The organism is Gluconacetobacter brunescens, assembly GCF_048695475.1.
Taxonomy (GTDB): Bacteria; Pseudomonadota; Alphaproteobacteria; order Acetobacterales; family Acetobacteraceae; genus Gluconacetobacter.
The window spans coordinates 2675485-2698656 of the sequence record NZ_JBLHEN010000001.1; the positions used below are offsets into that span (position 1 = coordinate 2675485).

Here is a 23172-nt window from a genome sequence, read left to right on the forward strand (position 1 = left end):
CTTGGGCGTCGTGGTCGGGATGGAGGCTGAGGCTGCTTTGGTCCGGGCGGCGTTGCCCGCTGTGCGGATCGGCATCAGTGGCGCCACGGCCGAGGGTGCGCGCGCCGCCGTCGATGATCTGGTGCGGCAGGGGGTGGAGGCGCTTCTCTCCTTCGGGCTGGCGGCTGGTCTTGACCCGGATCTGCGGCCCGGGGCGGTGCTGGTGCCCCGGCATGTGCGACTGCCCGACGGGCGGCTTCTGGCGGCGGCGCCCGCTCTGCTTGCATGGCTGGGCGATGGACGGCCTGACCGGGTGAGTACCGATCTGCTGCATAGCGACGACATCGTGGCGACGGCCGGGCGCAAGGGCGCGTTGTTCCGTAGTACTGGTTGCGCCGGGCTGGATATGGAAAGCGGTTTCGTCGCCGAAGGCGCGGAACGGGCCGGCCTGCCGTTCGCGGTGTTGCGGGTGGTGTGCGACCCGGCCGGGCGTTCGCTGCCGCCGGCGGCGGTGTTGGCGTTGCAGCCCGATGGTGGGATCGGTCTGGGGGGCATCCTGCTGAGTGTGCTGCGTCGGCCGGTGCAGATTCCCGCGTTGATTGCGCTGGGGCGTGATGCGGCGCAGGCGCGCGCGCGGGCTGTGCAGGTGTTGCGGGATATCGCGTAAGATCTTCTTTTTCTGAAGAAAAAGAAGCAAAAAGACTTTTAATCGTTCAGGGTCATCGTGTGTTCCCAGCACAAGGTTCCTGACCGAATCAAAAGTTTTTTGGTTCTTTTTTCAAAAAAGAACAACAACGCGACCCCCAAGAATCTTGATACGGGTCAATGAGCCTCGCCCCTGTCGGACGTTAGGATGCGTGGCGTAGCGGACAACAAGGGAATGGGGCTTCCATGGCGACGGCAATTCTTGCGCTCAATGCCGGTTCTTCCAGCGTAAAGTTCACCCTGTTCCATCAGGAGCCGGGAGCCGAGGCGCGCCGCATCGCGCATGGACAACTGGAAGGGCTGCATACCCATCCGCATTTTCGCGCCACCGGTGCCGATGGCACTGTGCTGGTCGACCAGACCTGGCCGGCGCCCGCCCCCGAGGGCGAAGACCCGCATCATGGCCCAGTGGCCAGCCTGCTGGACTGGGTGACGTCTCATCTGGGGGATGTGCCGCTGCTGGGGGTGGGGCATCGCGTGGTGCATGGGGGGGCCGAATTCGCGGCGCCGATCCGCATCACGCCCGAGACGCTCGCACGGCTGGAGGCGCTGACGCCGCTGGCGCCGCTGCATCAGCCGGCCAGCCTGGGGCCGATCCGTGTGCTGCTGGCGTTGCAGCCCGATCTGCCGCAGATCGCCTGTTTCGATACCGCGTTCCATCATACGCTGCCTGTGACTGCGACGCGCCTGCCGCTGCCGGCCAGCTATGGCGCGAAGGGCGTGCGGCGCTATGGTTTCCATGGCCTGTCCTACGAATATATCGCCTCCTGCTTGCCGGGTCTGTCGCCCCGGCTGGCGGCGGGGCGGACGATCGTGGCGCATCTGGGCAATGGTGCCAGCCTGTGCGCCATGGCGGCGGGGCGCAGCACCGAGACCACGATGGGGTTCTCGGTCCTCGACGGGCTGGTGATGGGCACGCGTTGCGGGCAGATCGACCCCGGTGTGCTGCTGTACATGATGCGTGCCGAGGGGCTGGATGCGGCGGGAATCGAGAAGGTGCTGTATCATCAGGCCGGCCTGCTGGGCGTGTCGGGGGTGTCGAGCGACGTGCGGGACCTGCAGGAGCGCGCGGCCGGCGATGCGGCGGCCCGCGAGGCGCTGGAGATGTTCACCTATCGGCTGGTGCAGCAGATCGGCGCCATGATCCCGGTGCTGGGCGGGCTGGACGGGCTGGTCTTCACCGCCGGGATCGGCGAGCATGACGCCGCCATGCGGCAGGCGGCCTGTGCCCGTCTGTCCTGGCTGGGCGTGCGGCTGGACCAGGCCGCCAATGAGGCCCATGCGGCCGTGATCAGCACGCCGGACAGCACGGTGGAGGTGCGGGTGATCCCGACGGACGAGGAAAGCATGATCCGGCGTCACGTCGCGGCCAGTCTCATGCAGGCATAGAGGTGTTTGCAAAGTCGGTCTGCCGAGCGAGAGTGTCGCGAAGCGGGCTTGATGCCCGCCCGCCGCGAAGCGCAGAAAAGACCCGTCGGATCGTCGGTAGGGTGACTTTGCAGACAGTCTCGTAGTCCGGCACGGGCATGACGCCGGCCGGCAACGTCAAAGGGAAGGAACGAAAATGAACGAGCCCCTGTCGGAGGTTCCGTCGGTCGCGCCTCTTTCGGAAACCGAACTCGCCCTGTTCAACCGCTGGTGGCATGCCGCCAACTACCTGTCCGTCGGCCAGATCTATCTGATGGCCAATCCGCTGCTGCGCGAGCCGCTGCAACTGGAACATACCAAGCCGCGCCTGCTGGGCCATTGGGGCACCACGCCGGGGCTGAACTTCCTCTGGCTGCACCTCAATCGCATTATCCGGGCGCGCGAGACCTCCGTGCTCTTCATTGCCGGGCCGGGGCATGGGGCGCCGGGCCTGATCGCCAGCACCTATCTGGAAGGCACCTACAGCGAATATTTTCCTGAGGTGTCGCAGGATCTGGAAGGGCTGGGACGGCTGATGAAGCAGTTCTCGTTCCCCGGCGGCATTCCCAGCCATGCGGCCGCCACCACGCCAGGTTCGATCCATGAGGGCGGCGAACTGGGCTATTCGCTCTCGCATGCCTATGGCGCGGCGTTCGACAATCCGGACCTGGTCGTCGCCTGCGTGATCGGCGATGGCGAGGCGGAAACCGGGCCGCTGGCGACCTCGTGGCATAGCAACAAATTCGTCGATCCCGCGACCGATGGCGCGGTGCTGCCGATCCTGCATCTGAACGGCTACAAGATCGCCAATCCGACGATCCTGGCCCGCATCGCCCCCAGGGAACTGGCGGCGCTGCTGCGCGGCTATGGCTATGATCCGATCTTCGTCGAGGGGCATGACCCCGATCCGATGCACCAGAAGATGGCGGCGGCGATGGATCTGGCGTTCGACCGCATTGCCGCCATCCAGAAGGCGGCGCGCGAGGACGGCAAGACGGAGCGCCCGGCCTGGCCGATGATCGTGCTGCGCAGCCCCAAGGGCTGGACAGGCCCGAAGGAGATCGACGGGCTGCGGACCGAGGGCTATTGGCGCTCGCATCAGGTGCCGTTCTCCGACCTGACGCATCCGGGCCATCTTCAGGCGCTGGAGACCTGGCTGCGCGGCTACAAGCCGGAAGAACTGTTCGACGAGTCCGGCCGGCTGTTCCCCGAGATCGCGGCCCTCGCGCCCACGGGCACGCTGCGCATGAGCGCCAACCCGCATGCCAATGGCGGCCAGTTGAAACGCCCTCTGCGGCTGCCCGATATCGCCGATTATGCGGTTGCGGTCACCAGTCCGGGGCATGAGACCGGCGAGAGCACGCGCGTGATGGGCGAATGGCTGCGCGACGTGATGAAGCTGAACCTGGAATCGCGCAATTTCCGGGTGCTGTCGCCGGACGAGAACAATTCCAACCGCCTGAACGCGGTGCTGGATGCGACCAATCGCGCGTGGAACGCCGAGACGTTCGACTATGACGACCATCTGGCGCGCGACGGTCATGTGATGGAGATCCTGAGCGAGCATACCTGCCAGGGATGGCTGGAAGGCTATCTGCTGACCGGCCGGCACGGCTTCCTGTCCTGCTATGAGGCGTTTATCCACATTGTGGATTCGATGGTGAACCAGCACGCCAAATGGCTGAAGACGGCGGCCGAGGTGCCATGGCGCCGCTCGATCGCGTCGCTGAACTATCTGCTGACCTCGCATGTCTGGCGGCAGGACCATAACGGCTTCAGCCATCAGGACCCGGGGTTCATCGACCATGTGATCAACAAGAAGGCCGAGTTCGTCCGCGTCTATCTGCCGCCCGATGCCAATACGCTGCTGTGGACCACCGCCCACTGCCTGCAAAGCTGGGACCGCATCAACGTGATCGTGGCCGGCAAGCAGCCGGAGCCGCAATGGCTGGGGCTGGATGACGCAATCCGCCATTGCGAGGCAGGGATCGGCATCTGGGAATGGGCCAGCAACGACAAGGGCGGCACGCCCGATGTGGTGATGGCCTGCGCCGGCGATGTGCCGACGCTGGAGACGCTGGCGGCGGTGAAGCTGCTGCGGGAGCATGCGCCGGACCTGAAGGTGCGCGTGATCAATGTGGTGGACCTGATGACGCTGGATTCTCCCAGCCAGCATCCGCATGGGCTGGACGATGCCAGCTTCGACGCGCTGTTCACCCTCGACCGGCCGGTGATCTTTGCTTTCCATGGCTATCCGCAGCTGATTCACAAGCTGATCTATCGCCGGGCCAATGCGCGGAATTTCCATGTTCATGGATTCCGCGAGGAAGGATCGACCACGACGCCGTTCGACATGGTGGTGCGCAACCATCTCGACCGGTTCCACCTGGTGTCGAACGTGATCGACCGGGTGCCGGGGCTGGCCACGCGGGCTGCCTATGCCAAGCAGGCGATCCGCGACAAGCTGGTCGATCATACCCGCTATATCGCGGAGCATGGCCGGGATCTGCCGGAAATCGAGGCCTGGCGCTGGTCGTAAGATCGGCAGGCGGCGTGGCGCCCTGTCGCCGCGCCGCCGCCAGAGCGCGTGTTACTGATCTGTCTTTCCTCATATCCATCTGATCCGGGCCGGTTATTTCGGACCATCCCGGCAGTCGCAAACCATTTGTAAAGATGAATCTGGTTTGAATGTCCGGTCTGCTCCGGGCTGCCGGAGCGGTGGAATCCTCGCCGATTCCACGGCGATGACGGAATGCGTGATGGATAGGTGACATGAAGCTGGTCGGCGTAACGCGAACCTTGAACGAAAACGATATTATCGAATCCGTCATTCGGCATCATCTGGCGCTTGTGGACCATATTATCGTGATGGACGACGGAAGCAATGACAATACGGCGGACATCGTCCATTCCCTGATCGGGGAAGGGTTGCCCGTTTCCATCATACAGAGACGCTGTGTGATCTTTGATGAACGTAATAGAAATACCGTATTGTATAATCTGGCAAAAGACAGATTTTCTGCCGATTGGGTTCTCTTTTTCGATGCGGACGAATTTGTCGATGTCAGGCGAGTCGGCAATGACCTGAAACGCTATCTGGCGGGGATTCCGAAGAATTTCGATAGCGTCTCGTTGGATATGTTCAATTATACGGACAGTATTTTTGATGACGGTCATGAAAGGAATGTTCCGCGCCGGCTTCTGTGGCGGACGAAAAGTTCCCTCGATGTCTTCAAGGTCATCGTCAGAGGGAATCTCGAAGGAATCGTCTCCATTCATGCCGGAAACCATTGCGGATATCTGGATGGCATACCCATGAATTCCTTCAGGTCCGAGAAGGTTTCCATCTCTCATTATCCCAGACGCTCCGGCTGGCAGGATATCTATAAATGGGTGATAGGACGGCTGAAGATTACCGCAGCAGGTCGGGCGGAAACAGAAAAGGGAACGGGAAGCCATTATATTCATCCATTCAATATTTTATTGAATAGTCCTGAGGAGATATTGAAAAATCATGATTTTTTCAATGTCCGGCCGAATGTGAATATATTCGAAAAAGACGCCGGATTTTATCTGGGGGGTGAACTGAAATATACCGGAATCGTGGATTACAAGGATAAGTGCATCCAGATGGTGCTTAAATACACGATGGAACTGGCTACAGATTTTGGAAAAATAATAGACGAATACCCTGATATCTCGAACCGGGTCCGGGGAGACCATATCACGGCAGGAGAGGCATGTGGGGAAATGCCTGCATTGCCGGAATATGAAGGAAATATCGAAACATCGCAGAGTTCTGTCGATCCTGTGTGGGCAATCAGAAAAGAGACGAAGGATGATTCTGCTCTTCTGACCAATGGTTCGATGCGTCCCGATAATTACAACCATACCGCCATGCAGGATAATCCATGGTGGAGCGCCGATTTCGGTCGAGGCGTCGCTCTGAGGGAAGTGGTCGTCGTCAACCGCTTCGATCAGGAGGGTGTCAAGGACAGGCTGTTTCCGTTCGATATCATTCTTGAAGATGAGAATGGTGAAACAACGGTCAGGTCGTTCGGCAGTGGAACGACAGCCAGCAGGGACTATATCTCGATAAGAGAAATAAATGACGCCATTAGAAAAGTGACGATATCCCTTCCGGGACGTGATCGGTATCTCAGCATCTCGCAGGTGCGGTTCCTTATATAGGGCGTGCACCCGCCTGGTCATTGCTGTCTGGCCATGGGTTCGCCATCCGAAAATCCTTTACCGCAGGGGATTGTTCATGGTGTCCGTCCAGGCCCCGATATCCAGATGATAGACGGCGAATGCGCCTTTCAGATGGTTGAGCCGGCAGTCGGAACAGAATGCAATGGCTCCGTCCGGTGCCCGTCGGGAGAGAAGTTCCCGTTTGCTGTGCGTGCCGATGGTGATGTAGCCGGTGGCGCTGATATTGCCGCGTGCCGCCATATCTCCGTTGGTATGGATGTCTCCGACCGACGAGATGCCCTGGCTTCCGAACTTGGCGTCACGACGAATGCCGATTTCGGGATCGGTAAAGCTATCGTAGAAAAAATGACTTTCATGCGTTGCCTGGACCTCGCCGGAACGAAGGGAGCCCACGGTCAGGTTGCCGTTGCCGTCCGTGGCGATGCGCCCGGTGTCGAGCGCGGACGAGCCATCGACTTTCAGGTTCTGCCGAATTTCGGCATCGGCATTCCGGTCGAATGACAGGGCCATGAGGTTGTTGACAATCCAGTCCAGCCGAAGGGTTTTCTTGTTCAGGCCGAAATATGTATCCTGTCCCTGATCCAGGACGATTCGCTGGTTGTCACCAAGCCAGAGGCCGGGAGCGCAGGTGCCGAGATCGTTCAGATCGCGGCAGGCTGGGGTAGCAGCCCAGGATGCAAATGCTGCCTTGTTGAACTTTCCTGATATGTTGATCGGAAAGTTGAAAGCATTATGGCCTGCGGCGACCTCCAGGCCCTCGTTTGCCGTCATGCCGGCGTCCGATTTCACGCCGCCGATCGTGATCATCTGGACCATGCGATTTTGGTGAATGTCCTGCCCATCCGCATAGAGATCGACTTCCATGCCCAGCATGCCGCCGCCATCTTCTGAACCGGTCTCGTCGCGAACACCGATATCGGCGCCATTTATGAGGTTTCGATGGCCGTTGCCATCGGCCAGCGCATCGGATGGCCGGACAGCGAAGAAATTACCTGCCGAATTATTGTCCCAGCCGCCATAGCCGCGTGCGATCATGATCGAATTGATACAATAATAAGGTTGTCTGGTCTGCATCGCACGCTGGTCGCATTCGGTCTTCAGTGCGTTGGTTCCGCTGCCATTCGTGGCATTCATCGGGCGGGTCATGTTATGATGCAGGAACACGACGGGAGACTCGTCCTGCCAGTTGTTGGAACGATTGACGTCCAGACCCCCGTTATCGTTCGAGAGCATCAGGTCCTGGTCATCAGGACCGGGGGTTGGAACGGGGCCCTGCTGCCGTATTGAGCCGTCCTGACGGATGAGAATATCATGTCGGTCGTCTGGTAGGGACGTCGGACTATCAGGACGTTTTCCCAAAGCGCCCGATGTAGAAGCGATGATGCTGGAAGACAGCCCGATGATCAGGATCATGCTTCTTAAGCGCGCGTGGTTCATTGCCTGTAACCGCCCTCTTTTCGCATTTCGCCCAAAGGCTTGAAAATACATGCCGGGCGTAACGCGGCGCGGGGTTCTCGTTCGGCCGGGAACCTGCTCGGAATATTACGGCGCGCATGCCCCGCAAGTGCTTCTCCGGTCCTTCTCCGGGTCGGGGCATCAGGGAGGAATATGATTTTATGACAGATACTGACAGGTTATGTCTTCGATGTGCCGGACATCGATCGTCGTTCCGTGTTCAGTGTCATTCAGGTAGTAAGCTATTGTATGTCCTCTCAGATTGGAAATATAGGATTGGATTGCATTGAGCCACCCGATACAGAGTACTTTTGCACTGCGGGGTGAGAAGATGGTATTATGAAGTCCGGACCCGAAGAGGCCCGCTATTCTTGTTGCGCGAGAAAAAATATAGATTTGTTCTTTTTGGGTGAGCTGCTCGGGGTATATGATCTGGTATCCGATGCCCGAATAAAAATATTCCAGGGCTTCTTCGTTCTCGACGCCGCGTTCGCTGACGCGTGCAAGCCTTCTGGATAAATAGATTTTTGTATTCTCTTCCTTTTGGGGAATGGTCCGGATTTTTCGGATGGCTTCGCCGACGAAGCAATTCATTTCCGGATGGAAGATATATCCACGGTTGAGAGTGGAAATCATGATAAAGGATCTTGCTTCCATGACGACATTCTCGTGATCATAGTAGATTATATCTTTTGTTTTGATAAACATAGAAACAAAATCATGCATCCATCCGGGAATGGATATCGGGATTGCGACTTTGAATCGTATGCCCATTTCCTGAAGTCTGGCATAAGCATAGATTTTCGGGAACATTTCCAGGAGAACATGCCCGTAGACGAAAGGATAATTGATCAGGATCACGATTGGTTCGTCATGGAAGACAGATTCGGCATTTTTTTTGAAAATGGATCCTCGCCAGCTTTCTGGAAGAGAATCAATAATGGCGCCGGAAACGAATGTGGAATAAATATTGCTATTTGAGAAAATGTCGTTTGTATTATTTCTTATGAAACCCGCGCTGCCCAGGGTGAAGTTTTTTCCGGGAAGGCAATAGTACTCTATTCCCGGAACGGATTCCCGTCTGTGGTGACCGTCGACGATCGTCCTGTTCCCGATGGCGTCCTCATTCAAAATGGCAGGAGTGGGCGCGCTCAGAAGGGGGGGTCCGTAGGAAATTTTATGGGGGTCCGGTAGATATCCGAAATCTTCCAGTCTGTCCGTGGTGTGGAAATGTATGTCGAACCATCCATTTTTCTCGGTCATCGCAGGTCTCTTGTCTTGAAAGGATTGTTTTCCCGTTCCTGTGTGCGGCTGCGTGCGGAGATGCGGTCTTTCTTTTCAGCCGAGGATCGATTCCAGAATGCCCAGAGAGGCATTCTTCCTGTTTTCCATGAAGATTCGGTGAATCGCATTTCTTCGCAGCGTGTTCCATAGCGCCTCGTCCGTGTAGTTCTCATTCATGGCCGCCGCGAATGTTCCCGGACAGTTGGCCGGGGCGCAGGCGAGATCGGATCCGGGATGCCAGCCGATCTGCCGGCAGAGGAGATCGGTTGCGACGATGGGAAGACCGTGGGCGGCGGCTTCGTGGATCTTGTAGGGGATGCCGGCCGCGAAGCGGGTCGGTGCGATGAAGACGCGATGGGCTTCGTAGAGTGGCGGCAGGTTTTCCACGAAGCCCAGCAGATCGAAGCGCGGGTGTGTCAGGATCGAAGCGAGGTCGATGCCATCCGCGAGATGGCCGGCGACGCGGATGCGGGCTTCGGGGGGCAGGAGGTGGCCATATTCGGGTAGAAGTCGGTCGTTCAGCCATCTCAGCGCGTCCAGATTGGGGGATTGCGGGTTCTGGATCGCGCCGACGAACAGGAAATGCGCGCGGGCGGCGAAGGGGCGGGATTGCGGGGCAGGCGTTTTGACATGACCAAGCACTGCGACGTCGCGGTGCACCACCGGGGCGAGCAGGTCGGCTTCGGCCGGGCTGACGGCCACGAACCGGTCGATGAAATCGGTGGCGCGGAATTCGTGGTGCAGCATGCCCGCCAGCGTGGGTAGGTCCGGCCGGCCTTCCAGCTGCATCCGGCCCCGTTCGCGCAGCGAGGCGACCGCTTCGGTATCGAGGATGATCCGGCAGCCCGTCAATTGGGCGCGGCAGGACGCGATGATGGGTCGGAGGCGGGCGGCATTGTGGGTGCGGCCGATCCACAGGACGTCGTAATAGCCCGATCGGGCATGCAGGAAGGATTCCAGGTCGGCGATTCCGCGATCCCAGATGATTTCCGCGCGGTCCGGCAGGTCGCGATAGCGGCCCGCCGGTGCCTCGCGCGGCGGGAAGACCGGATAGACGGTCACATGCAGGCCCAGATCATCGACCATCAGGCGTACGATGTCGTTCGAGCGGGGAAAGCCGGCACCGATGGCGGGCTGGGGAAGAAAGTCCTCGATGAATAGGATGTGTTTCCGCCCGCGCGTGCTGGTGCGGGCGCGCAGCAGGTTCGCGCTGTCTCGCGTGTAGTATCCTTCGATCTCGTCGCGGTGCCTGTGGAAGAACCTGCCGATATTCCGGCCCAGGATGGTGTCGATGTCAGCCGGATTGCCGCTACCTGACTCGTAATGCAGCACGGCCACGTCAGGGTCGTAGAGCACGTCGAAGCCTTGCTGGCGGATGCGGACGCAGAGGTCGGTGTCCTCATAATAGGCCGGGCTGAAATGCGAATCGAAGCCGTGCAGCGATTTGGCCAGTTCGGTACGGACCATCAGGAAGGCGCCGGAGCAGAAATCGACTGCCCGCACGTAATTGGCTTCGGGGCAGAGCGGGGAGGCGTCGCGCAGGTAGCCCGATGTGGTGCCGTCATTCCAGATGATGCTGCCCGCCTCCTGAAGCTGGCCGGTGGTGCGGATCAGTTTCGCGCCCACGGCGCCGGTGCGGGGCTCCTGCCGCAGGCGGTGTAGCGCGGCCTCGATCGCGCCGGGGAAGATCTCGACATCGTTGTTCAGGAACAGCACGTAGGGGGTCGCGACCCGTGCGAGTCCGGCGTTGGAGCCGACGAGGAAGCCGATATTTTCGGCCAGCCGGACGATGTCGAGCCCATGGACATATCGTTCGATCCGGGTGGTGTCGTCCCGCGAGCCGCCATCGACCAGGATCACCTGCGCCGGCTCCGGACAGGCGGCGCGCAGCGAGGATAGCGCCGTCATGGTGAAGGCGAACTGGTCGTGGACGACCATGACGACGCTGAAATCGGGAAGGTCGCAGGAAAAATCGAGCGGGTGGGCCAGCAGGGTGCTGGTGCGTGCCTCGGCCAGCAGGCGAAAGGCGCGGCGGCAATGCAGTTCGGCGTTTTTCGCTGGCTTCTCGCCGGCCGGCAGCTTGCCGGAGAGGGCGGCATAGGCGGCGAAGGGGGTAGGGTAGTGCTGGAGGCCGATGGCCTCGATTACGCCGGGGTCTTTCGCATAGGCGGCGAGATCGACCTGCGGATGGGGCCGGCGTGCTTCCTGCTGGCCGTATCGCAGGAAATGCGCATAGCCGTTGCGGAAATCGCCCGTCGCGACGGCATGGGCCACGTCCGGGTGGCTGGTTGCGTAGAACCGTTCGGAGAAGAAGGGCAGGGGATCGAAAGCGGCCGGTGTCGTAGTGATCAGGTAATGGCGCAGGGGGTGGCCCCATGCCGGTATCTGGTCCGAGACAATGGGATAGGCCCGCAGGTACCAGGCGGGATCGAAGAACCAGGATGTCCGGCGGGCGGCGTTCTCTGGTGCGTGCAGGTTTTCCATGAAGGCGACGAACGGGCCGAGGCGGCTGTCATGGAGGAAATCCGGGTTTTCCTTGAGGAAGAGTGAGGTGGAGAAGAAAAGAGAGGCGTCCCGGCCTTCCCTGGCGCCGTAGGACAGGAAATGATCGTAGCCGTTGCGCAGGCCGTGACGGGCAATCTCTTCCAGCGACAGGCCGAGCTGTGTTTCCCGATAGAAGGGTTCGTCAAAGAAACCGTTCGGATTGCGGTCCCTGAAGCCTTCCGCGCAATAATGGGCGAAGCCCGACGGGACCGTGTGCGCGTGAATCGCATCGGCCACGTCGGCATAGGCCTGGCGATACCATTCCTCGTCGAAGAACGGGTTGGGGGAGTGGCCCAGGGGTTCGCCGCATTCCTGGTAGAAGGCCAGGATATCCGCCTCGTCCCGCAGGTCGGCGATGGCGGGGATGAAGGCGTAGCGGTGGCGATACCAGGTGGCATCGAACTGCCACCATGCGGGCTTCGTGGCCGGTCGTTCCGCCGGCTGGTCCATGGGGGTCATGATCGCGTCCTTGTCGTCGGCCGGGGTCAATGGATGCGGAGCAGCCAGGGCGTCAGCAGCACGGTGGCCAGGGAGGCGATGGGCAGGTGCAGCGGCACGGCCAGGCCGGTGCCCGTTGCCCTGACGCGCGCGGCCGGCGCGCCGATATCGAAGGTGATGACCGGTATGTCCCGCCGCCAGAATTCGGTCAGGATATAGGACCAGGTTTCCGGCCAGATCGCGGGCAGGAAGCCCCAGTCGCACGGGTGGTGCCGGATCAGGGCGGCCAGTTCGTGCTCGCCGTAACGGCCTGTGATCTCGACGACGCCGGTGGCCAGCAGCCTTGGATCGTCACAGGTGTAGCCGATGATGACGAAGCGCATCGGCAGGTCGTGATCGGCGACATGCCGGGCGAGCGCGAGCAGGATATTATAACCCTTCTCGATCCCGATGGCGCCGATCAGGAGGATGCGCCGCATCTCGTCCGGCGCCTTCGGCAGGAAGGTCGCGGGGTGGGTCGGGACGGGCGGTTCCCACTGGCCCAGGGTGATCGGGGCGTCGATATGGCGGCGATAGCGGTCCGCGACATCCTGGCAGGAGGCGATGATGGCGCCGGCACGCCGGAACAGATCGTTGCTCAGGTCGCGCAGCAGTTCCAGGGGGGCGTCGTCGCTGTTCAGGGGGCCCAGATCGGCGACGCAGCGTTGGCAGACATCCCGCGCCGGCTCGCCGCAATAAAGATTGTTGTGCGACACCAGCGTGATGCGCGGGCAGAACCAGGAATAATCGTGCAGATACACGACATAATCGATGCCGCTGCGCGAGACCCAGTGAACGTCGCGGATTCCGGCCCCGATATAGCTGTGGATTTCGATCCTGCTGCATCCGAGGTCGAGCAGCAGCGTGCGCAGCTCCGCGCCCTTTCGCGGCGCGGTGATGTTCGGATAATCCTCCGGCAGGAAGGGGATGATCGTCCAGCCCGCGCCCTCGTTGCCTGACCGGTGGGGCGAGATGATCAGCGGCACACGGCCGGCCGCCAGATTTTCACGCGCGCGCTCCGTCACGAAACGCTGGACGCCGCCCTGTCGGTCATGGGTCAGCAGCGCCACGACGGGTCGCCCGGCGATGGCGTGGCGCAGGCGGGAAAGATCGAGATCCCGGCGGAAGGGGCGTAGCGGATCGCGCGCCTGCCAGGCCTGGACCATGCGGTCATATCCGGGGTGCAGGCCGTTGAGGGTTGCCAGGTTGCGGCGGATCAGGTCGTTGCGCACGGCGCTGAAGGATTGCCCTTCCGCGTGGCCGACGAAGGTGTGCAGGCAGGCCACATGGCGCCAGCCCAGGGCGGCGGCGCGGCGGCTGAAATCATTTTCCTCGCCATAGCCTTGCGCGAAGACGTCCTCGCGCAGCAGGCCGGTCTGATGCAGGCACTCGGCGCGGATATACATGCAGTAGCCATGCGCGGTCGGGACGTCGATCAGGGCGTCGCTCTCGCATGCCGCGAGGCGCTTCGCCGTCTCGACGACCTCCTCATAGATCGGCACGGGATTCTGGCCGTCTGCTCTGGGGTAGCTGAAAATCGTCGCGGCATTGGAGAGCGGTGTGGCGGTGCCGATATCGGGCGCGCGATAGACGGTGCGTCGCAGGGCCGCGATCCAGTGCGAGGGCGGCAGCGTGTCGCTGTTCAGCAGAATGGCGTCTTCATCCCGTTCCACGGTGCGCAGGCCGCGATTGGAGGAAAAGGTGAAGCCGCCATTGCGGGCGTTGGTCAGGACCGTGACGCCATCCAGATCGGCCAATGTGTCGAGAAAGGCGGTGATCCGCTCATCGGGTGAACAGTCATTGACGATGACCACCCGTTCGTTCGGTCCGCGATGTTGGAGGACCAGCGTGATGCATGTGCGCGTGACCTCATAGCCGCGATAGACGGGAATGATGACCGCGACCCGGCGGGCGGAGATGGTGGGCGCATCGGTTTCGGGCACCGCGAAGCGGGGCGTGTAGAGGGTCGGGAAGGGCTGGTTGAAACTTGGCCGCACCGCTGTGGGGTGCGTGCTGGGAAACTGCGTGGCGACCCATTCCGCCTGGGTGCGGGCGTAGCGTCCGCCGGCGAGGGGGTCGAGCGGGCTGCCGTAGAAGGCGCGGCCGAAGCGGTCGGTGACCTTGACCGCCGGCGTCCGGTCGCCCTGGAGGTCGTGCCATGGAATGATGAAGTCGGTACGTGGCTTTTCGGGCCAGAGCGGTTCGTCATGCCGCTCGTCACCGGTCTGTCCGACCGTTGTATCGAACAGCGTGCGGTCGTCTTCGGCGATGCGTATCTGGATATGGTCGGTGGCTGCCAGATTGTTGGGGTAGCGGCACCAGCCGCTCAGACCCTCGGTGGCGCCCTCGATGAATCCTTCGAAGGTCCAGACCGTTCGGCTGTCGATGCCGCTGCCCAGCAGGCCGCGACCCTCATGAAGGATGTCGATGCGTGGCAGATGGGACGGCAGGGTGAAATTGCCGATTTCCCAGACCTGGTAGCCGGGCGGGTGGGCCAGCAAGGTCAGGTCGGCGGGGCGTTCCTTTCCGTCATGGCGCAGGGTGAGGTCGCGGGCGGCATGGTCCGGCAGGCCGGCGACGAGGCGCCCGTCGGGCAGCATGGCGCACCACCCTGAACAGCGATTGGCTTCGGCGATGGCGCTGAAAAGGGGGAAGGCGATATCGGGAAAAATGACCGCGGTTTCGCGCAGGAGGGCACGCAGTTCGACAAAGGCGCGGTCGTGGGCACCGAAACGCATGCGGGTGATCAGCAGGAAAAATCGGGCCAGCGGCGAGAGGGTGACCGACGAGAGAAATTCGAAAGCCTCCGAAGCGCGTGGCTCGTGCAGTGCCAGCCGGCAGAAGCCGATCCCCAGCGTGATGTCGCGCGCGCTCGGATGGGATCGTTGCAGATATTCCAGCCGGGGCAGGATGGCTTCCGGGGTTTGTGGAACGCCTTCCAGCTCCTCGTGGCGGGACGAGAGAACGTCGCCGTACCGGGCGGAGATGTTCCGCACGAAGCTGTCGATCGTCGTCTCCATTATGCGCCGGCCTGTTCGGTCATGGGGACGTTACGCGACGCAGAAGCCGCGCCAGGTGTCATAGACTGGTTCCAGCGCCTTGGATGGAGCCCGCAATTCCGCGCGGCCGACAGTCAGCCAATGCATTTTGCCATTGGTCCATTCGCCGCGAAGGACGGAGGCAGCGACATCCGGATTATTTTTCAGGTACCATTTCTCGTCGAATTCCCTGCCGTCGGTGTCGCGGCCTTCGAAGAAACCGACCTGGGTGAAATGGTCATGGCCATTTTTCAGTTCGCCGCGATGGATCGCGGCATCCACATCGGGGTTCGCCCGCAGATAGGCCGCTTCGTCAAACGGCACGGTCTTCAGGTAGGAGGTTATCAGGAATTTGAAAACGTCCTCTGGAAGAACGATTTTTCCGTTTTCAGTTTTTAATATATGTTGAATTGAAGAATAAAGAATCACAATATTCCTCCAGCGCAAGAGTCTGTAAAATGGATATCTCTTCCGCTGGATACCGCTTGGAAGTAAATATAAGGTAAAAATTTTTATCACCCTACGCATAAAGCCGGGTTGTCTGTCGGTCTTTTTATGCGGATAAAGAGTGAATATTTAATAAAGATACGGTTTTTATTTCTTCGTGGTTATGTAGAAGGAGGGCGTGTGCCATCCTGGGTTCTTTTGTGCAAAAAGAACAGTGTCACTATGCTGGATGATCAGGCTGGCATCGCTGGTACAGAGGCAGGGCCGGCATGTTCGGTCGCCTTTCTCCCTTGTCAGGACAGGAAGAAAGGCGATCCGATTACTCCTTGAAGGCGCGGGCGAGGATGTTCTGCTTTTCCAGCGAGACGGGCAGCGCGGTGGCGGTGACGGCCACGCCCTGCCAGCCCGCGCCCATGGCGGTGTAGAGGTTGACCGCGTCCTGCAACCGCTCCAGCCGCGCCTCGGCCTCGGCATTCTCCGCCGCCAGCGCCGTGCGCTCGGTCGTCAGCACGTCGAGGAAGCCGACCAGGCCGGCGCTGTAGAGCTTGCGCGCCCGGTCGCTGGCCAGCCGGCTGTCCTCGGCCGCGCGGTGCAGCAACTCGGTATGTTCCACGTCGTCATGCCAGGCCGCCATCGCGTCCTCGACCTCGCGGAACGCCGTCAGCACCGTCTGGCGATAGCTCAGACGGCTGGCTTCCGCCGCCGCCTGCATCCCGCGCACCTGCGCCGTCAGCTTGCCGCCATGGGCCAGCGGCAGCGAGGCGAGCATGAAGAACTGCCAGCTCAGCGCCCCCGCCTGGAAAAGCTGGTACATCGCCGACGCATTCGGGTTGAAGTTCAGCGGAATGCTGAAATTCGGATACATCTGCGCCACCGCAACCCCGATCCGCGCCGTGGCTTCGGCGTAGGCGCGTTCGGCGCGGCGGATATCCGGCCGGTTGGCCAGCACGATCGAGGGCATGGTCGCCGGGAAATCCGGCACCTTGGGCAGCGGCCGGGCGATCTTCAGTTCGGCTTCCGTCGTGCCGGGCATCTGCCCCATCAGCACGTCGATGGCATGCGTGATCTGGGCGATATGCGTGCGCAACGGCTCGCGCGCCGCAAGCTGGCTGTCCAGCTCCGCCTTCGCCTGCGCGATCTGCAACGTGTTGCCCACGCCTTCCAGATACAGCCGCTGCGTCAGATCATAGGCTTCCTGCGCCACGCTGATGTTGCGGTTCGAGATCTCCAGCCGTAACTGGGTATCGCGCAGCACCATATAGTCGCTGACCAGCGCCGAGAGCATCGTCATCAGCACCGCGCGCCGGTCCTCGATCGTCTCTTCGACCGCGCGTTCCTGCGCTTCCACGCTGCGGCGGATACGGCCGAACACGTCGATCTGCCAGCTCGCGCTGACGCCATAGGACAGGTAGGACGCGCCGGGACGGTTGACCGGGTTGCCCGGGCGCAGCGGCCAGTTGTCGATATTGAGCGAGTAGCGCGAATCACCGTTGGTGGTATTGGCGTCGACCTGCGGATACCAGGCCGAGGCCTGGCTGTCGCGCAGCGCCCGCTCGGCCAGGATACGCTGGCCGGCGATCTGCAGATCGTAATTGCCGCCGATCGCGCGATCGACCAGCCGGTCCAGTTCCGCATCGTTGAAGCGGTGCCACCAATCCTTCAGCTCGGCATTGGTGCGCGCGATCTCGGCATCGGTCGCCGGATGCTCGTCCTCGGTGAAGTGCTCGGGCACTTTCATCCGGTCCGGCTGGTAGCGCGGACCGACCGTGCAACCCGCCATTACCAGCGCCGAGGTCAGGACCAGGCCGGCCCGTCGGGTCTTCGTCATCATGGTCATGCTCGCGCCGGGGGCCTTACAGATGGTCTTGCAGCCAGGTGGTCAGATGCCCTCTTTGGCTGCGTGCTTCCGGGCCGACAGTCACGGTGCAGGTCATGCCCGCCGCCAGCGTCACGCTCTCGGGCACATGGTCCAGATGGATGCGCACCGGAATACGCTGCGCCAGACGCACCCAGGTAAAGATCGGGTTGACGTCCTGCAGCCCCAGCCGGTCCGGATTGCCGTTCTGGTCGTTGATGCCGCGCGCGATCGAGACGACATGGCCGGGGATGATCTGCTTGTAGCCCATCAGCTTGACCCGGGCCACGTCGCCGACATGCACGCCCCACATCTTGGTTTCCTCGAAATACCCGTTCACCCAGTAGGAATCGGCGTCGATCACCGCCAGCCGGGGCTGGCCCGCCGTCAGATAATCACCCACCCGCAGGTTCAGGTTGGTCACGTAGCCGTTGACCGGCGAATACAGCACCGAGCGTTGCAGGTTCAGCTTCGCGAGATCCAGCGCCGCCCGTGCCGCGTCCACCGCCGCCACCTGCGTTGCCACGTTCGAGTTGAAGACTTCCTGCTCTTCGGCCGACACGATGCCGCCCAGCCCCATGCGGCGCTTTGCGTCGTTGCGCTTCAGCTTCAGGTCTTCTTCCGCTCCATCCAGCCGCGCCTGCGCCTCGCGGATCGCCAGGCGGAAGCGCACCGGGTCCAGCACGAACAGCGGTTCGCCCTTGTGCACGAACTGGTTGTCCACCACCGGAACCTGCACCACCGTGCCCGGAACTTCAGGCGCCACGTCCACCACATACACGCGCACGCGCCCGTCGCGTGTCCACGGGGCGATCATATAGGTGTCCCACAGGGTCACCCCCAGAACGATCGCCAGCACAACGACGCTCAGGGTCAGAACCACGCGGATCAGGGTGCGTAGAAGGGGCATTGTCTATCTCGGACCTTGCAGGGGCAGTTATTCGACCGTTTCTCAGACGAACAGGATCATCAGGCATAGAACACAAGTGTAGAGGGCGACCTCGAAGAGCGCGAGATGCCAGAACCATTTCATGATGCCGGTCCACCACAGCACGAAGCGGATCAGCATGGTCACCGGCAGCGCGGCGATCGCATAGACGACGATCGGCGCCATGAAGACGCCGAAGAAATTGAACTCGGTCAGCATCACGCGACTCTCATTGCGAACGAACGCGCCTGGGGTGGGACGGCCATATTCAGCCTGTTATTGGCGCCCGGCATGTCGCCAGGCAATTGCAGCGGACCTTGTTTGTGAAAGAATCCGGGCGCCGAGTCTACCAGCAGCGATGCCTGTTCGAGGCACGCGGCAATGCGCCGGGTGGGAACGTGGGATGCAGCGGGCCGATCTTCGACGTCGCGCATGACGTCCTGCGCCGCCGTGCGCAGGATAAGTGCGGTATGGGTGGGCTGGGTGCACAGATGCTGGAACGACGCCAGAGCCGCCAGCGTGCAGGTGCGGTCCTGTTCGTGAACCGCCGGATTCTGCACCAGGTGCCGCAGCCGCGCGATCAGGCGCCCCAATGAGACGCAGATGAACGCCGCATCGGTGGTTTCATAGACGCGGGTGGGCGGCGCGACCAGCGAGAAGCGCTGGATCATGCGCAGGATCTTCTGCATTTGCAGGTTTTCCCACACCGGCCAGCTAACGTGGCGGTTCAGCGGCAGGCTGGCCAGTTGCTGGGTGGCGCGATTCATCGACATCACCAGCCGGGCGGTATCCAGCCGGTGGTCGGACGGCAGGATGACCCGGAAGACCAGCGCCAGGCCGATCAGGGCGATCAGGTAGGACAGCCAGACATTCATCAGCGACAGGTCGTCGTATGAGATCGGGTTGCGGATCTGCACCATGGCGTTGAAGAACACCGCATAGCCGAAGCCCCGCATGGCGTGGCGGGGATGGAACTGAAGCCAGATGCCCGGCAGCAGGCAGACCGAAAGGGACAGCCACAGCAGCGGATAGCCGTCGATACGGGGCAGGAGGAAGGTCTGGCAGATGAAGGCGGCGGGAATCGCGGCCAGGGTGCCGCTGGCGAACATGACGCTGGCGCGGGATGCCACCGGGCTGGTGGCCAGCAGGCAGGAAGCCGGGATGAGATAGGCGAGCATGGCGGCGCCGTTCGACCAGCGGAAGACGTACCATGTCAGGCAGCCCAGCAGGGTGACGAACGCGCCGCGCGTGCCGTTGCGCAGCGCTGCCGGCCAGTCGAAGAATAATCGTAGCCTGATGGGACGCACATTCGCCTGCGGGCCCACGAAATCGTCCAGCGCACTGCGCAACTGCACCAGGATGTCGCGTTCGTTGTCGATGAACGCGATGGTGGGGAGGTCCTTGGTTTGCTCGGACAGGTCGTCCAGGGTGTCGATGGCGGTGGCGAGGCGGGCACGCATGCCGGCCGGATCGTCGAGATGCAGGTTCTCGGGGGGCGTGACGGCGAAGCTCGCCATGACCTCGTGCACCAGGTCGCGGGCCGCCGCGGATTGCGGATTGTCGGGCGGGTCGTCGCGCCAGATCGGATGATCGGTGCTGAGCAGCCCCAGCAACCGGGCCACGCCCGCGCGCAGGCCATCGGCACGTCGGCTGAACGCGAAATTGTCGGCGGCGGCGTATTCGATCGCCTCGACCAGCGCATTGGCCTGGGAGAGCAGGCGTGCGCGTGCGTCATAGCTGGTCAGCGTCATCGCACGGAACGAAAAGGGCTGGCCGCCATCGTCCGGCATGGGGGTCTGGCCGGGGACCATGTCTTCCAGGTCCGCCGGGTGCGAGAACTGGCCGGTGATGTTGCGCAGCGTCTGGTCGACCTGGCGCAGGACCTTCTCCGGCCGGCTGACCGAGGTGACCAGGAACACCACGGCCGTGCTGACGATGCCGACCGTGACCGCCGACAGGCGCGACATGGCGGCCATGAAGATGCGGTCGGGGTCGGCGAAGGTGGAAATGGAAACCAGCACGATGGTGTAGCCCGCCAGCACGGCGGCATAGGCCTTGTAGAACCGCAGCAGCGTGGAGACGCAGCAGGCGATGCCGATGATGACCGACAGGCCCATGAAATAGAGCATCGGCGACTGGGGAAAGGCCGCCATCAGCAGCACCGCCGCCGTCGCGCCGATCACGGTGCCGAAAATACGCCAGAAGCTCTTGGAGACCATCGCGCCGACGACCGGGTTGGCCACGATCAGGACCGTCGTGACCGAGGACATCGGCGTCTGGAGCTGGAGGAAGAACGCCAGGAACAGGGCCAGTCCCACGGCCAGCAGCGCGCGGATGCTGTAGGCGATGGTGGGTGAAAGGGCCTTCCAGTCGGGGAAGGCGAAACCGCCGAAGCGGACCAGCGAGCGCGGGAAATGCAGCGCCGTGTGGGGAGGGACCAGCCGGATGCTCATATCCGGATTGCCGCGCCTGCGGTGACCGGACCGCAATGCAACGGATCACGGCCGGGCCGTCCCTGCCGGGGGGCACTCTTATGGGTCAGACGACGTCCAAAGGATCGTGCCCGCGCACTACGCTCGGAGTCCGCCATCTCCACAGCTACCCGGTTTCCCTGACTTGTCATGAGGACGCATCAGGTCTGCGTGCTCATGAAATTGTGACGAGGGATACGTTTCCAGAAATGGCGGGCGGGGGCCAATGCAATTTCAGCATGGTCCCCAACCGGCTTTGGCGTTTCTCAGAGCCTGACCGCAAATGTGGGCTGGCGGCGATCCGGCGCGCGTTTCCTGTGCTTCGCGGCGGGCGGCCCATAAGGCCGCTCCGCTCCGATGCTCGGAAACACACGCTGGGCGCGACCGGTTCCGGGCCGCTCTCGCTCGCCAGCCCACATTTGCGGTCAGACTCTCAGGCGATACGGCGCTGATCGGAGGGGTCAGATGCCCTTGCGGCCGAAGACGGAGCGGACGAGGTGCATGATCGCGCGCAGGGCCTGGCGGCCGACCGGGCCGGCGATTGCGGTCGTCACGGCGGTCAGGGCCATGGCCTGGCGCAGCTCGTTCAGTGCGTGCTCGCGGGCAAAGCGGGCGCGGATTTCCGTCGCGGTCATGATCGAACGGCGGCCGAGCAGCAGGAACAGCAGCGCCATGATGGCATCGACCGCGAAGACCAGGATGGCCGCGCCGAGCACGCTGAACCCCAGTGTCTGGTAGGCGAAGGCCCACAGCAGCGCGTGCCCCGACAGGATTGCCAGCAGGCCGAACACGCCGGCGACGACCAGGAACGCCACCTGCCTGCCGATGCGGATGGCCATCTCGCGGCGTACGGTGAGTTCCGCCTGGACAGTGGCTTTGCCAAGTTCGGCTATCTTCATGGTCCTTGCTTCTTCCCTCTGCTTCGTTGGCGGGCGTTCCGCCGGAATGCCCGCCCGGCCAGATAGCTGATCGCGGCATGGCTGGCGATGGCCGCCGGTCGCGTTCGGCGCACGGCGGCCCGGATGTCGGGCCCGATGATCGGCCACTTCGCGTGGCTTGGCAACGACCCGTGGGCCCCCGGTGCGTGGGCTGGCCCACGGGTTGCGCCCTGGTACATGGCGGGACGGAAACGGCCCTTCACGGCGTGCTGCGGGCGATTTTACGGGCTCGCGCCGCGAGATCGGTCGTATCTTTCATGTGGGTGGTCTACACTCGGCGGCTTTCGCTCCGTCCTGGCAGGTTTCGCTTCTCGCATGGCTCCCCTCTCTCCACGTCTTGATGTTCGCGGATTTGTGTGCGCGCCGGTGGAGCCTTCCACGCCCGCGCTGTCGTTTTCGATCGCGCCCGGCGGGTGCCTGGCGTTGCTGGGGGACCGCGCGGTCGATCTCTCCCGCCTGCTGGACACGCTGGCCGGTCATCTGCCGTGCGTGGCCGGCGAAATCCTGCTCGACGGACAGGACGTGGCGGGGTTGCCGGCGGGCCATCGGGGGCTGGGATTGTTCAGCGCGCGCGATCCGCTGTTCGCGCATCTGACAGTGCGGCGGAACCTGGCCTTTCCGCTGGAGGCGCGGGGCATGGCGCGTCCGGCGATCGCGGCGCGGGTGGACGCGGTGCTGGCGCTGCTGGGGTTGGATGGATGCGCGTCCCGCCGGCCGCGCGCCCTCGATCCGCAGGACGAGTGGCGGGCGCGTCTCGGCCGGTTGCTGGTCTTCGCGCCGCCCGTCCTGTTGCTGGACGACCCGTTCGCTGGGCTGGAGCGTGGCGACCGGCTGGCGATGCGCCGCCTGCTGGCGCGGGTGGCGCGGGCGCAGGGGCTGACGCTGCTGCTGGCGACCGGCGATCGGGAGGATGCGTTGCTGCTGGGCGATGCGATCGGCGTGCTGTCGGGTCGTGCGCTGTTGCAGACCGGCAATGCGGCCGAACTGTTCGACCGGCCGGCCTGCGACCGGGTTGCCACCGGCTTTGGCGATGCCAACGCGCTGACCGGGCGCGTCGCGTGGGTGGAGGACGATCTGGCCTCGGTCCATCTGGCCAGCGGTGCGCGGGTCGAGGCCATGGCGGGGCAGGGGCTGGCCGACGACATGCTGTGCACGCTGTGCGTCCGGCCCGACCGGATCGCCACCCTGTTTCCGACCGGCCGGGCCGCCGCCGATGATGATGGCGAGGACACGCTGCCGGCGGTGCTGGCGGGGCTGCACCATATGGGCGACCATATCCGGCTGCGTTTTCGCCTCGAGGACGGGCAGGAGGTCCTGGTCCGCCGGCCGCCGGCGCAGAACCTGACGGGGCTCGTGCCCGGGCGGACCGCGCGGCTGGCGTGGCAGCCGGCCCATGCGGTGGCCTTTCCGTTTCGGGGGGAAATGGGCTAGC

15 protein-coding genes are annotated in these 23172 nt (G+C 62.7%); 5 read left to right on the top strand and 10 right to left on the bottom strand.

Annotated features, from left to right (window positions below):
* Positions 1 to 19: 19 nt before the first annotated feature.
* The 4 genes from ACMAUO_RS11970 to ACMAUO_RS11985 all read left to right on the top strand — a co-directional run bounded on the left by ACMAUO_RS11970 (position 20) and on the right by ACMAUO_RS11985 (position 6282).
* Positions 20 to 646: a nucleoside phosphorylase-I family protein gene (locus tag ACMAUO_RS11970; protein WP_420357283.1), complete on the top strand. Its 627-nt coding sequence runs from the start codon at positions 20 to 22 to the stop codon at positions 644 to 646.
* 224 nt (positions 647 to 870) lie between these two features.
* On the top strand, positions 871 to 2073 hold the full coding sequence (locus ACMAUO_RS11975; protein ID WP_420357090.1) for an acetate/propionate family kinase: 1203 nt from the start codon (positions 871 to 873) through the stop codon (positions 2071 to 2073).
* A gap of 187 nt (positions 2074 to 2260) precedes the next feature.
* Entirely contained in the window at positions 2261 to 4630 is a 2370-nt protein-coding gene (locus ACMAUO_RS11980) for a phosphoketolase family protein (RefSeq protein WP_420357284.1), read from the top strand.
* 233 nt (positions 4631 to 4863) lie between these two features.
* Positions 4864 to 6282, top strand: coding sequence for a glycosyltransferase family 2 protein (locus tag ACMAUO_RS11985; protein WP_420357091.1), 1419 nt, complete (start codon positions 4864 to 4866; stop codon positions 6280 to 6282).
* Positions 6283 to 6339: 57 nt separating this feature from the next.
* Here ACMAUO_RS11985 and ACMAUO_RS11990 read toward each other — a convergent pair whose 3' ends face one another.
* From ACMAUO_RS11990 to ACMAUO_RS12035, 10 genes are all read right to left on the bottom strand, one after another.
* Entirely contained in the window at positions 6340 to 7716 is a 1377-nt protein-coding gene (locus tag ACMAUO_RS11990; RefSeq protein ID WP_420357092.1) for a hypothetical protein, read from the bottom strand.
* Positions 7717 to 7917: 201 nt separating this feature from the next.
* The gene (locus ACMAUO_RS11995) at positions 7918 to 9021 is read right to left on the bottom strand and encodes a glycosyltransferase family 61 protein (protein WP_420357093.1); all 1104 of its coding nucleotides are present in this window, start codon (positions 9019 to 9021) and stop codon (positions 7918 to 7920) included.
* Positions 9022 to 9096: 75 nt separating this feature from the next.
* Complete coding sequence (locus ACMAUO_RS12000; RefSeq protein WP_420357094.1) at positions 9097 to 12045, bottom strand: glycosyltransferase; 2949 nt, start codon at positions 12043 to 12045, stop codon at positions 9097 to 9099.
* Positions 12046 to 12071: 26 nt separating this feature from the next.
* Complete coding sequence (locus ACMAUO_RS12005) at positions 12072 to 15083, bottom strand: glycosyltransferase (protein ID WP_420357095.1); 3012 nt, start codon at positions 15081 to 15083, stop codon at positions 12072 to 12074.
* A 30-nt stretch (positions 15084 to 15113) separates the two neighbouring features.
* Entirely contained in the window at positions 15114 to 15530 is a 417-nt protein-coding gene (locus ACMAUO_RS12010) for a hypothetical protein (protein ID WP_420357096.1), read from the bottom strand.
* A gap of 337 nt (positions 15531 to 15867) precedes the next feature.
* On the bottom strand, positions 15868 to 17379 hold the full coding sequence (locus tag ACMAUO_RS12015) for an efflux transporter outer membrane subunit (RefSeq protein WP_420357285.1): 1512 nt from the start codon (positions 17377 to 17379) through the stop codon (positions 15868 to 15870).
* A gap of 22 nt (positions 17380 to 17401) precedes the next feature.
* Positions 17402 to 18313, bottom strand: a complete 912-nt coding sequence (locus ACMAUO_RS12020) for an HlyD family secretion protein (RefSeq protein ID WP_420357097.1) — start codon at positions 18311 to 18313, stop codon at positions 17402 to 17404.
* A 42-nt stretch (positions 18314 to 18355) separates the two neighbouring features.
* Complete coding sequence (locus ACMAUO_RS12025; protein ID WP_420357286.1) at positions 18356 to 18550, bottom strand: DUF1656 domain-containing protein; 195 nt, start codon at positions 18548 to 18550, stop codon at positions 18356 to 18358.
* Positions 18550 to 20784 carry an FUSC family protein gene (locus tag ACMAUO_RS12030; protein WP_420357098.1) on the bottom strand — a complete coding sequence of 745 codons (2235 nt, stop codon included), beginning with the start codon at positions 20782 to 20784 and terminating at the stop codon, positions 18550 to 18552. The genes ACMAUO_RS12025 and ACMAUO_RS12030 overlap by 1 nt, the downstream gene beginning before the upstream one ends.
* 479 nt (positions 20785 to 21263) lie before the next feature.
* The gene (locus ACMAUO_RS12035; protein ID WP_420357099.1) at positions 21264 to 21701 is read right to left on the bottom strand and encodes a hypothetical protein; all 438 of its coding nucleotides are present in this window, start codon (positions 21699 to 21701) and stop codon (positions 21264 to 21266) included.
* Between the two features lie 405 nt (positions 21702 to 22106).
* Here ACMAUO_RS12035 and ACMAUO_RS12040 point away from each other — a divergent pair, with 405 nt between their 5' ends.
* A complete protein-coding gene (locus ACMAUO_RS12040) occupies positions 22107 to 23171 on the top strand; it encodes an ABC transporter ATP-binding protein (RefSeq protein WP_420357100.1) in 1065 nt (354 codons plus the stop codon).
* Position 23172 lies beyond the last annotated feature (1 nt).

What these genes read in the sequence shown, in the direction of transcription:
- ACMAUO_RS12015 (WP_420357285.1), bottom strand. Translation starts at nt 17,379, where the DNA reads ATGATGACGAAGACCCGACGGGCCGGCCTGGTCCTGACCTCGGCGCTG.
- ACMAUO_RS12000 (WP_420357094.1), bottom strand. Translation starts at nt 12,045, where the DNA reads ATGACCCCCATGGACCAGCCGGCGGAACGACCGGCCACGAAGCCCGCA.
- ACMAUO_RS11990 (WP_420357092.1), bottom strand. Translation starts at nt 7,716, where the DNA reads ATGATCCTGATCATCGGGCTGTCTTCCAGCATCATCGCTTCTACATCG.
- ACMAUO_RS12005 (WP_420357095.1), bottom strand. Translation starts at nt 15,083, where the DNA reads ATGGAGACGACGATCGACAGCTTCGTGCGGAACATCTCCGCCCGGTAC.
- ACMAUO_RS12020 (WP_420357097.1), bottom strand. Translation starts at nt 18,313, where the DNA reads ATGCCCCTTCTACGCACCCTGATCCGCGTGGTTCTGACCCTGAGCGTC.
- ACMAUO_RS11975 (WP_420357090.1), top strand. Translation starts at nt 871, where the DNA reads ATGGCGACGGCAATTCTTGCGCTCAATGCCGGTTCTTCCAGCGTAAAG.
- ACMAUO_RS12035 (WP_420357099.1), bottom strand. Translation starts at nt 21,701, where the DNA reads ATGAAGATAGCCGAACTTGGCAAAGCCACTGTCCAGGCGGAACTCACC.
- ACMAUO_RS11970 (WP_420357283.1), top strand. Translation starts at nt 20, where the DNA reads ATGGAGGCTGAGGCTGCTTTGGTCCGGGCGGCGTTGCCCGCTGTGCGG.
- ACMAUO_RS11995 (WP_420357093.1), bottom strand. Translation starts at nt 9,021, where the DNA reads ATGACCGAGAAAAATGGATGGTTCGACATACATTTCCACACCACGGAC.
- ACMAUO_RS12025 (WP_420357286.1), bottom strand. Translation starts at nt 18,550, where the DNA reads ATGCTGACCGAGTTCAATTTCTTCGGCGTCTTCATGGCGCCGATCGTC.
- ACMAUO_RS12030 (WP_420357098.1), bottom strand. Translation starts at nt 20,784, where the DNA reads ATGAGCATCCGGCTGGTCCCTCCCCACACGGCGCTGCATTTCCCGCGC.
- ACMAUO_RS11985 (WP_420357091.1), top strand. Translation starts at nt 4,864, where the DNA reads ATGAAGCTGGTCGGCGTAACGCGAACCTTGAACGAAAACGATATTATC.